This window comes from Eggerthella sinensis (assembly GCF_003339815.1).
In the GTDB taxonomy this organism is placed as follows: Bacteria; Actinomycetota; Coriobacteriia; order Coriobacteriales; family Eggerthellaceae; genus Eggerthella; species Eggerthella sinensis.
Map to the genome: position 1 here is coordinate 1 of NZ_PPTT01000054.1, position 9,798 is coordinate 9,798.

At 67.2% G+C, this 9,798-nt stretch carries 9 protein-coding genes; all 9 read left to right on the top strand.

Annotated elements, in window-relative coordinates; all coding sequences use genetic code 11:
• Positions 1 to 478: 478 nt before the first annotated feature.
• The 9 genes from nrfD (C1876_RS17105) (at position 479) to C1876_RS17145 (ending at position 9,751) form a co-directional block, all read left to right on the top strand.
• On the top strand, positions 479 to 1,486 hold the full coding sequence (gene nrfD, locus C1876_RS17105) for an NrfD/PsrC family molybdoenzyme membrane anchor subunit (protein WP_114547927.1): 1,008 nt from the start codon (positions 479 to 481) through the stop codon (positions 1,484 to 1,486).
• 17 nt (positions 1,487 to 1,503) lie between these two features.
• Positions 1,504 to 1,926 (top strand): GntR family transcriptional regulator, encoded by a 423-nt coding sequence (locus C1876_RS17110; protein WP_244910197.1) that lies wholly within the window; start codon positions 1,504 to 1,506, stop codon positions 1,924 to 1,926.
• 33 nt (positions 1,927 to 1,959) lie between these two features.
• Entirely contained in the window at positions 1,960 to 2,913 is a 954-nt protein-coding gene (locus C1876_RS17115; RefSeq protein WP_114547929.1) for a slipin family protein, read from the top strand.
• A 256-nt stretch (positions 2,914 to 3,169) separates the two neighbouring features.
• On the top strand, positions 3,170 to 5,632 hold the full coding sequence (locus tag C1876_RS17120) for a molybdopterin-containing oxidoreductase family protein (RefSeq protein ID WP_114547930.1): 2,463 nt from the start codon (positions 3,170 to 3,172) through the stop codon (positions 5,630 to 5,632).
• 9 nt (positions 5,633 to 5,641) lie between these two features.
• The gene (locus C1876_RS17125) at positions 5,642 to 6,265 is read left to right on the top strand and encodes a 4Fe-4S dicluster domain-containing protein (RefSeq protein WP_211309579.1); all 624 of its coding nucleotides are present in this window, start codon (positions 5,642 to 5,644) and stop codon (positions 6,263 to 6,265) included.
• Positions 6,266 to 6,281: 16 nt separating this feature from the next.
• Positions 6,282 to 7,526 carry an NrfD/PsrC family molybdoenzyme membrane anchor subunit gene (nrfD, locus tag C1876_RS17130; protein WP_114547932.1) on the top strand — a complete coding sequence of 415 codons (1,245 nt, stop codon included), beginning with the start codon at positions 6,282 to 6,284 and terminating at the stop codon, positions 7,524 to 7,526.
• A 97-nt stretch (positions 7,527 to 7,623) separates the two neighbouring features.
• Entirely contained in the window at positions 7,624 to 7,989 is a 366-nt protein-coding gene (locus C1876_RS17135) for a hypothetical protein (protein ID WP_114547933.1), read from the top strand.
• A 12-nt stretch (positions 7,990 to 8,001) separates the two neighbouring features.
• Entirely contained in the window at positions 8,002 to 8,484 is a 483-nt protein-coding gene (locus C1876_RS17140) for a DUF4405 domain-containing protein (protein ID WP_114547934.1), read from the top strand.
• The gene (locus C1876_RS17145; RefSeq protein WP_114547935.1) at positions 8,468 to 9,751 is read left to right on the top strand and encodes a radical SAM protein; all 1,284 of its coding nucleotides are present in this window, start codon (positions 8,468 to 8,470) and stop codon (positions 9,749 to 9,751) included. The genes C1876_RS17140 and C1876_RS17145 overlap by 17 nt, the downstream gene beginning before the upstream one ends.
• The last annotated feature ends 47 nt before the right edge of the window (positions 9,752 to 9,798 follow it).

The window sequence follows — 9,798 nt, forward strand, 5'->3', positions numbered from 1 at the left end:
TGCGGCGCGGCCCTGCCCGGCGGCTCCCCGCAGGCGGCCTACGCCGCCTTCCTCGACGCCCACGCCCGGCGATGGATGCCCGCCTTCGCCGCGGCCGTGCGCGCCGAGGCCCGCGCCCCCTTCTACGGCGCCGCCGCGCGCCTGCTCGCCGCCGTCGTCGAGCGCGGGTGACGCTCCCGGGCCCGCAACGTGGCAAGAAATGACGCGATTGCGTCCCTCGCGGGCCGAATGCGGCCGATTTCGGTCGCTTCGGCACCTGAACGCGCAAGGCGCGCCCGCATAGCCCCAGGTCGCGTGATCTCGCACCGCGCCGATACGCCGGGCAAGGCCGCAATCGCGTCATTTCTTGCCATTTCGACCCGCTGTGCTCCTGCATATGACACCGTGTCATATGCAGGAGGCGCGTTTTATGGCATACTGATGCGATCGCACCGGCGCGTCCGCGCGTCGCACCAGCAAGTCGGCCGGGGGAGGGGATATGTTCGGAGCGCTCGCCGTGTTCTACCTGTTCCTCGGCGGCGCCGGCGCGGGCGCCATCGCGGCGTGCTCGGCGCTCGACCTCCTCGCGACCCAGCGGCCCCACGCCGCCACCTGCTCAGTCGCCGGCCCCTCGGTGCGCCCGCTCGCGCGGGCGGTCGACGCCGGGTTCGCCGTCGGCTTCGTCTGCCTCGTCGTGGGCATGATCAGCCTCGTGCTCGATCTCGGGCGCGTCGACCGGGCCTTCGCCCTGTTCCTCGATCCGCACCCCACGCTGCTCACGCTCGGCTCCTACGCGCTCGCGGCTCTCGCCGTCCTTGCGGCCTTCGCCGCCGCCGTCAGATTCTTCTACCTGCCATTCGTCCCGCGCCGCGCGGTGGTTGCGGCCGAGGCGGCGGCCATCGTGCTCGCCGTCGTCGTCATGCTGTACACGGGCCTACTGCTCGGTACCGTCGGCGGCGTGCCGCTGTGGTCGTCGCCGCTCATCCCCGTGTTGTTCCTGCTGTCCTCGTGCTCGAGCGGCCTCGCCATCCTGTTCTTTGCCGCGCCGTTCACGGGCCTCGACGCCCCGGCGGCGCGCGTGGTACATCGCCTGATGGCCCTCGACGCCGTCATCATCGCGGTCGAGCTGGCCTGCACGGCGGCGTTCGTGCTCCTCCACGGGGCAAGCGACCGGCCGGGCGCGCCCGCCGCGCTCGATACGCTGCTCACCGGCGACGCGACGGCTGCCGCCTGGTGGTTCGGCTTCGTCGTGTGCGGCCTCGTGCTGCCGCTCGCGCTCGAGGCCGTCGCCCTGTGCAGCGCGCGCTGCCCGGCCGTCGCGGTTGCCATCGTCGCCGCGCTCGTGCTCGTCGGCGCCTTCTGCCTGCGCTACAGCATCGTCGAAGCCGCCGACCATCGCGCGCTCGCCCTCGAACCCGTCGAGCACACCCTCAACCTCGCAGCCATGCCCGCAGCCCAACCGGCCGGCTCATCGTTTACAATACCGTTCGAAAGCGTCCATATATGAGAGCGGGAAGTACGCACGTGAGCGACAAGGAAACCGTCACCTCCGCAGCATTGTTCGAGATCGACGAGAAAAGCAGCATCCCCATCTGGCTGCAGCTGAAGAACCGGTTCATCTACCTCATCACCTCGGGGTACTACCTGCCGGGCGATCAGCTGCCCACCGTGCGCGGCCTCGCGGCCGACGTCGAGGTGAACTACAACACGGTGAGCAAGGTGTACATGAGCCTCGAGCAGGACGGCTACATCCAATCGAAGCGCCGGCAGGGCGCGTTCGTCAACGACGTGAGCGACAAGCCGGGCGTCAACATCGCCTCGACGGCCGAGATCATCACGAGCGAATACCTCAAACGCTGCTTCGAGCTGGGCATGTCGCTCGAGGACGTGGAGGAGCAGTTCTCGAAGAGCCTCGCCGAGGCGAAATCGAAACGGGTACAAGGGTAGCGGGCGCGCAGGTCCGCGGATAAGGGGAGCACGATGAAGCGCAGCACAACGCAACGGGGCGATCGCGTCGCCGCTTCCGCCTTCACGCAGGCGGGGCAGGGGTCCACCGAGTTCGGCTTCGACACGGGCCGCCGCCGCAGCTCGCGCAACGGCGCCGTGGTGTTCGCCATCGTGCTGTTCGCGCTCGGGTTCGCGGCCGTGCTGCTCGTGGCGCAGCTCGCGCTTGGCGGCATCGGCGTGGCGGCGCTCATCGTGGCCGTCCTTGTGGGGTGGCTCGTGGCCTCGTCCATCCACATCGTGCTGGAATGGGAGAAGGCCGTCGTGCTGCGCCTGGGCCGCTTCAATCGCGTGGCCGGCCCCGGCGTGGTGTTCACCTGGCCCATCATCGAGTTCTACACGCTGCGCGTCGATCAGCGCGTGGCCACCACGTACTTCGGCGCCGAGGAGACGCTCACGAGCGACCTCGTGCCCATCAACGTTGACGCCGTGCTGTTCTGGATGGTGTTCAGCGCGAAGAAGGCGTGCGTCGAGGTGGAGGACTACTCGACGGCCGTGGCGTGGGTGGCGCAAACCGCCATGCGCAAGGCCATCGGCCGCGCCACCGTGGCCGAGGTTGCCATGCGGCGCGATCAGCTGGACGCCGAGCTCAAGGACGCCATCGAGGAGAAGCTCAGCCCGTGGGGCATCGACATCATCGACGTGGAAGTGCGCGACATCGTGGTGCCGAAGGAGCTGCAGGAGGCCATGTCGCTCGAGGCCATCGCCGAGCGCAAGAAGAACGCCCGCATGGTGCTGGCCGAGGCCGAGAAGGACATCTCCGACATGCTGGCCGATGCGTCGGTGGCCTACGACGGCAACGAGAACGCCATGAAGCTACGCACGATGCACCTCGCTTACGAGAGCGTGGAGAAGTCGGGCGGCACCCTCGTCATCCCGAGCGCCTTCAGCGAAGGCTTCGGTGCGAACCCGGCGGACAAGGACGCATAAGACAGGCGGCGAGCCCCAAGCGCCCCGGAATATTCCCTGATCAAACGCTTTATCCAAAAAATAGAATAATCTCGTGTCATACTCTGTCATACATTGTTATTGATAATCATAGTGACGTATGGCAGAATGAAGCCACACGATCGGCCGATCGCTTTTATGGGGGAAGAGGGGAATGCGCGCGGCTCCAGGTGCGGCACGCGCAGGAGGCCTTACTCTTCCCGGAGCATTCTTTTTTGCGAAGAGTGGAGGACGAGGGATGTCACAGACGAATGGTCCGAGCGGTGGACTCACCCGAAGGAGCTTTCTCAAGACGACGGGGGCCGTGGCGGGCGTCGCAGCGGCGGCCGGTTCGGGCATGGCGCTCAGCACGCTCGCGGCGGGCGAGGCGCATGCGGAAGGCGCGGCGGCAACCGAGACCGAGCAGGTGTTTCGCAGCTCATGCCGCGGCAACTGCGGCAGCAAGTGCCCGACGCAGGTGGTTGTCCGCGAGGGCAAGGTCGTGCGCGTCGCATCGAGCGAGCTTCCCGGCGACGACAACGTGCGCCGCCGTTTCTGCGTGAAGGGCTACACCCAGCCCCAGCGCATCTACGATCCCGATCGGCTGAAGTACCCGCTCAAGCGCGTGGGCGAACGCGGTGCCGGCGAGTGGGAGCGCATCGAGTGGGACGAGGCCATCGACACCATCGCCGGCAAAATAGGCGCGGCCGTGAAGGACTACGGAGGATCGTCCATCGGCGTGTGGTCGTCGTACGGATCGTACGGCGTGCTCAACGGCGCCATGGCCGGCTACATGTCCGTCGGCTACGGCCGCTTCATCACCGCGCTCGGCGCGACGGTGCTGGGTGCGGGCGCCGACCAGGCGCAAATCTACGAGCAGTCCACGCTGCTCGGCGTCAGCGGCAACGACGCCACCGACATCGTGAACGCGAAAACCATCATGGCCTGGGGCGGCAATCCCGCCGAGGCGTACGTGCACGACTGGCAGTTCGTGTGCGAGGCGCGCGAGAAGGGCGCCAAGCTCATCACCATCGACCCGCAGTTCACGGCCTCGGCCATGCACTCGGATGTGTACGTGCCCATCCGCCCCGGCACCGACGGCGCGCTCATGCTGGCCATGGCGAACTGGATCATCGACAACGACCTGGTCGACGAGGCGTTCATGAAGCAGAAGACCGTCTCGCCCTTCCTCGTCAAGGAGGACGGCACCTACCTGCGCATGAGCGACCTGGGCGTCGAACCCACGGAAGGCCCTGTGAACCCGCAGACGGGGCAGCCCACCGTCATCGACCTCAACGTGGTGTGGGACGCGTCCACGGATGCACCCGCGCCGGCCGCCACCGCCGTCGACCCCGCGCTGCTCGGCCAGTACGAAGCCGCCGGCATCAAGGTGCAGACGGTGTACCAGAAGGTGAAGGACGGCATCGCGGAGTACACCGTGCAAAAGGCCGCGGACATCTGCGACCTGCCGGCCGAAACCATCGAGGAGCTCGCGCGCGTCTACGCCACCGAAGGCCCCGTCGCCGTGCTCACCTTCCAGGGTCTCGGCCACCACGTGAACTCGCACCACAACTTCAAGAACCTCGCGTTCATCGCCGCCCTCACCGGCAACGCCGGCAAGCCGGGCGCCATGATGACGCGCGGCACCTGCGGCATGTACCCGGTGAACATGAAGGCGTACTTCATGGGGCAGGCCGGCGACAACATCACGGGCATGTACCTCCCGCAGATCATGGAAACGGGGAAGTGGGGCCAGAAAGACCTGACCATCCGCGTGCTGTGGTGCTGCAACGGCAACATGCTGTCGTGCGAGTCGGGACGTCAGGATCTCATCGAGGCCGTGAAGAAGGTCGACTTCGTCGTGTGCGCCGACACGTCCATGACCGACACCGCGCAGTGGGCCGATATCGTGCTGCCCATCCCGCACGCCTACGAGACCGAGGACTTCGATCCCATCTGCTCCACGCCGTACCCCACGTTCTACCACAAGGCCATCGATCCGCTGTACGAGTCGAAGACCGACCTGGAAATCCTGCGCGCCATCGCGGGCAAGCTGGGCATGGATAAGATCTACGCCCAGAGCGACGAGGAGCTGCTGCGCCTCGTGCTCGACACCGAGACGAACCTCGCGGCCGGCGGCGGCTACGACGCCTTCGCCGACAACAAGCTGGGACGCAACTTCTCGTTCACCGAGGACTCCAAGATCGACACGTTCAAGGCCACGGCCACGCAGCGTCTGCAGTACTACCTCGAAAAGCCGATGCCGCGCAACAACTTCGGCCAACAGGTAGCCGACTACGAGCGCATGCCGTACTACGAGAACGCTCACGAGTCCTACTGGGACAACCCGCTGCGCGACAAGTACCCCCTGTTCGGCTGCAGCCAGCATGCAAAGTACCACGTGCATTCGCAGTGCGCCTACACGCCGTGGCTGCGCGAACTCGAGCCCGAGCCGCTGCTCAAGCTCAACGCCGCCGATGCGAAGGAGCGCGGCATCGAGCAGGGCGACCTCGTGCGCGTGTTCAACGACCACGGCTCCGCGGTGCTCAAGGTGCTCGTCACCGAAGGCATCAAGCCGGGCGTCGTCTCGATTCCGCACGGGTTCCAGGCCGACCAATACGTCGAAGGTCACACGCAGGATCTGACCAGCGTCGTCATGAACGATTTCTGCTCGAACAGCGCATTCTACGACTTCCTGTGCGAAGTCGAGAAGTACCAGTAAGGGGTGCGAATCATGCATTACGGAATGGCGATAGACACCAAGCGCTGCGTGGGATGCAACGCTTGCTCGATGGCCTGCAAAATGGTCAACAACCTGCCCAACGACACCTGGTGGACGCGCGTGCTCACCGACGGCGGCGACGAGATCGATACGCCCGCGGGCATCTTCCCCAACGTGTCCATGAAGTACCTCACCGTGAGCTGCCAGCACTGCGAGAACCCGGCCTGCGTGAAGGTATGCCCGGTGGGCGCCACGTACAAGGACCCCGAGACGGGCATCGTGCGCCAGGATTACGACAAGTGCATCGGCTGCCGCATGTGCATGGCGGCCTGCCCGTACACGGGCGTGCGGTCGTTCAACTGGGAGGAGCCGGCCTACAGCGTGGACTTCGCCGTGGGCGACGTCGATGTGGCGAAGCATCAAAAGCACACGGTGGAGAAGTGCACGTTCTGCTATCAGCGCCAAGCGCGCGGCGAAGTGCCCGCCTGCATGGACCTGTGCCCGGCGCGCGCCCGTCACTTCGGCGATCTTGACGATCCTGCCTCCGACATCTCGAAGCTTGTGAGCGAGCGCGAGTACATGCAGCTGCTTCCCAGCGAGGGAACCCGGCCGTCCGTCTACTATCTTGTGTAGGGACAAGGAGAACATCATGTCTGAGAACGTATCGGCGGTTCAACCGCCCCAGGCCCCTGCGGCCGAGAAAGCCCCTGCCGCGCGGTTCGGCGGGCGCGGAATGAACATCGCCATCGCGGCGGCGGCCGTCGTCGCGGCGGCCGGCATCGGCCTGTGGATGCTCCAGCTCTCCCAGGGCCTCGCGCTCACGAACATGCGCAACCTCGATTCCTGGGGCCTGTACATCACCATGTTCATGTTCCTCGTGGGCCTGTCGGCCGGCGGCCTCATCATCAGCTCGGTGCCGCGCGCCTTCGGCGTCGCGGGCTTCGGCGGCATCTCGAAGATCGCCGTGTGGACCTCCGTCTGCTGCACGGTGCTGGCCATCGGCTTCGTGGTCATCGACCTCGGGCAGCCCTTGCGCCTGTGGGAGCTGTTCGCGTACTCGAACCTGTCGAGCCCGCTCATGTGGGACATCGTCGTGCTGGCGGTGTACCTCGTCCTGTCCGTCGTGTACCTGTGGGCCACCGTCCGTTTCGAGGCGGGGAGGGCCAGCGAGCGCTCGCTGCGCCTCATCTCGGTGATCGCGCTGGTCACGGCCGTGCTCGTGCACTCCGTCACCGCGTGGATCTTCGGCCTGCAGGCGGGCCGCGCCATGTGGCACACGGCGCTTCTGGCCCCCTGGTTCGTGTCGAGCGCCCTCGTGTGCGGCGTGGCGCTCGTGCTCGTGGCGGTGATCGCGCTTCGCCGGGCGGGCTACCTCGAGCTCGGCCAGGAGAACGTGGTGAAGATGCTCAAGCTGCTGGGCGTGTTCGTGATGGTGGACCTGTACTTCTTCGGCTGCGACCTCTTGACCGAGGGCTTCCCGGGCGGCGAGGGCGCCGACGTGGTTGCCATGCTGACCTCGGGCGCGCTCGCGCCGTTCTTCTGGGCCGAGATCGTGCTCTGCGCCTTCGCGGCCGTCGTGGCCTTCGTGCCCGCCCTGCGCCGGAACGGCCTGATCGTCGCCGCGTCGCTCGCGGCCATCGCCGCCATCTTCTGCAAGCGCGTGCAGCTGCTCGTGGGCGGCTTCCAGCTGCCGAACCTCGACTACCCGGCCGTCATGAGCGGGTCGGGCCTCACCGAGGCGGGCGCGGCCACGCACGCCCTCGGCGGGTCGATGGTGTACTTCCCGTCGCCCATCGAGTTCGGCATCGTGCTGGGGGTGTTCGGCCTGGGGGCGCTCGCGCTGCTGCTGGGGCTGAAGTACCTGCCGCTGCGTCCCGTGCCCGAGTCGCACTAGCCGCATCCTCCTCAGCGAACGGGACGCCCTCCTCCTCATCGGGCGTCCCGTTCGTCGTATGAGCGGCGTCTGACGGAAGGGAAGGGCTGGTGAGGCAATGGGATCGACGGTGAAGTACACGCTGGTGACGCTCGCGGTGTTCCTGGTGGCGGGCCTGGCCGTGTTCGCAGCGGGCGCGGCTTCGAGCCCTTCCGTGGGGCTGCCGCAGCCCATTGCAGCCGACTCTGCGTGCCCGGCCGTGGGCTGCGCGTCGGGGTCGTGCCACGGCTACGAGGCCGTGCCCGAGCCCGATGGCGTGCATGAGATGTCGTGCCCCGAGGCCTCGTGCTCGTCGGTGGCGTGCCATGCGTGGGACACGCTCGTGACGCGCTACAACCGTCCGAGCGATTCGAGCCTCAACGTGTGGATCATGGCGCCGGTGGTCATCGTGGTGGCCCTCGTGCTCGTCGTGCGGAAGCTGTAGGAGGGCAAGCGGATGAAGCGATTGCTGGCGATCGATGCCGTGGCGCTGGCGGCGTACGCGCTCGCTGCGCTGCCGGGGTTCACGGGCGTGCCCGTGCACGAGTGGCTGGGCGTGGGCGTGTTCGCGGTGTTCCTCGTGCACGGTGCGGCGCACGGCGCGTGGGTGGCGGGCACGATTCGGCCTGCCGGTGCGCGCGTATCGCCTGGTCGGTGGGGCAACTTCGCGCTCGACTGCGCGTTGCTGCTCGCGTTCATGACGGTGACGGTGTCGGGTCTCGGCGTGTCGGGCACGGTGCTGCACGCGTTCGGCCTGTACGTCGACGGATACTTCGTGTGGGCGCCCCTCCACGCCATCGCGGCGAAGGTGTTGCTGGCCCTTTTGCTCGTGCACGTGGCCGTGCACGCGGCGCCGTTGTACAATCGGTTGAAACGGGGCGGCGCGCCGAGACGCGCCGGGCGCGACGACGGGGGTAGGGACGATGGACCATCTGCTTGAGGCACGGCCGACGCTGCGCGCGTGGCTCGACGAGTACGCCAGCATCGAGGCCGACTTTCTCGACCAACTTGCCGCCTGGGGCATTCGCGTGGGCGCGCGCGATGCCGTGAGCGCGACCGAGCGCCTGGCGAAGGAGCGGCTGCGCGCGAAAGGCGCGCGGTTCCGCAACGGCGACGCGAGCATCGTGTGCGGCGCGTTGTCGTCGGCCTGCGTGGCGTGCACGGGCGGGCGGGGCAGCAAGACGTTCTTCCTGTCGCTCGCCTGCAACCGATCCTGCTACTTCTGCTTCAACGCCAACCAAGCCGACTACGAGGAGCACCTGCGACTCAACGAGGCGTGGCGCGACGACGTGGACGCGTTCGCCGCGACGTGCGGCGAGGTCACGCACGTGGGGCTCACCGGAGGCGAGCCGTTGCTGCACGCCGACGAGGCCGTGGCCTTCTGCGCCTACGTGCACGAGCGCCATCCCGACGCGCACTTGCGGCTGTACACCGCCGGCGACTTCCTCGACGAGGCCGTGCTCGCATCCCTGCGCGACGCGGGCCTCACCGAGTTGCGCATGAGCATCAAGCTGGACGACGGGGAAGAGGATATCGACGAAGCCCTCGCTCACTTGGCGCTCGCGCGGCGGTTCGTTCCCGACGTCATGGTGGAGATGCCGGTGGTGCCCGGCACGGGCCCGCAGATGCGCGCGCTGCTGCGCGAGCTCGACCGCATCGGCGTGTTCGGCATCAACCTGCTGGAATTCTGCTTTCCCATGGGCTCGTGGGACGAGTTCGAGAAGCGCGGCTTCGCGGTGAAGAACCCGCCGTTTCCCGTGCTGTACAACTACGGCTACGCCGGCGGCCTGCCCATCGAGGGCAGCGAGCTTTTGTGCCTCGAGCTTCTGGAATACGCGCTCGACGAGGGCCTGTCGCTCGGCGTGCACTACTGCTCGCTCGAGAACAAGCACCGCGACCAGGTGTGCCAGCAGAACCGCGCCTGTGCGGTGGGCGGTGTGTACGAGCAGGACCCGGACGACTTCCTCCTGAAAACGGCGAAGGTGTTCGACGGCGACGTCCCTCTCGTGCAGCGTGCGCTCGAAGCGAATGGCATCCTCGACTACGAGCTCGATGCCGAAGACGGCAGCCTCGCTTTCCGCCCCAGCGACGTGCCGGTTGTGGCCGCCCTGCCCGTGGCGGTATGCCGGTCATGCAACATCCTCGAGCAAGGAGAAGAGGGCCTGGTGATCAGAGAGCTGAAGCTGGAAGTGATGAACAGGAAGTGAACTCAGTCGTGCAGGACGCATGCCCCAGATGCCCCCCGCATCCCCCC

Bases quoted from the DNA above. Each gene is read 5' to 3' on its own strand.
- nrfD (WP_114547927.1), top strand. From the start codon at position 479: ATGTTCGGAGCGCTCGCCGTGTTCTACCTGTTCCTCGGCGGCGCCGGC.
- C1876_RS17115 (WP_114547929.1), top strand. From the start codon at position 1,960: ATGAAGCGCAGCACAACGCAACGGGGCGATCGCGTCGCCGCTTCCGCC.
- C1876_RS17120 (WP_114547930.1), top strand. From the start codon at position 3,170: ATGTCACAGACGAATGGTCCGAGCGGTGGACTCACCCGAAGGAGCTTT.
- nrfD (WP_114547932.1), top strand. From the start codon at position 6,282: ATGTCTGAGAACGTATCGGCGGTTCAACCGCCCCAGGCCCCTGCGGCC.
- C1876_RS17135 (WP_114547933.1), top strand. From the start codon at position 7,624: ATGGGATCGACGGTGAAGTACACGCTGGTGACGCTCGCGGTGTTCCTG.
- C1876_RS17140 (WP_114547934.1), top strand. From the start codon at position 8,002: ATGAAGCGATTGCTGGCGATCGATGCCGTGGCGCTGGCGGCGTACGCG.
- C1876_RS17145 (WP_114547935.1), top strand. From the start codon at position 8,468: ATGGACCATCTGCTTGAGGCACGGCCGACGCTGCGCGCGTGGCTCGAC.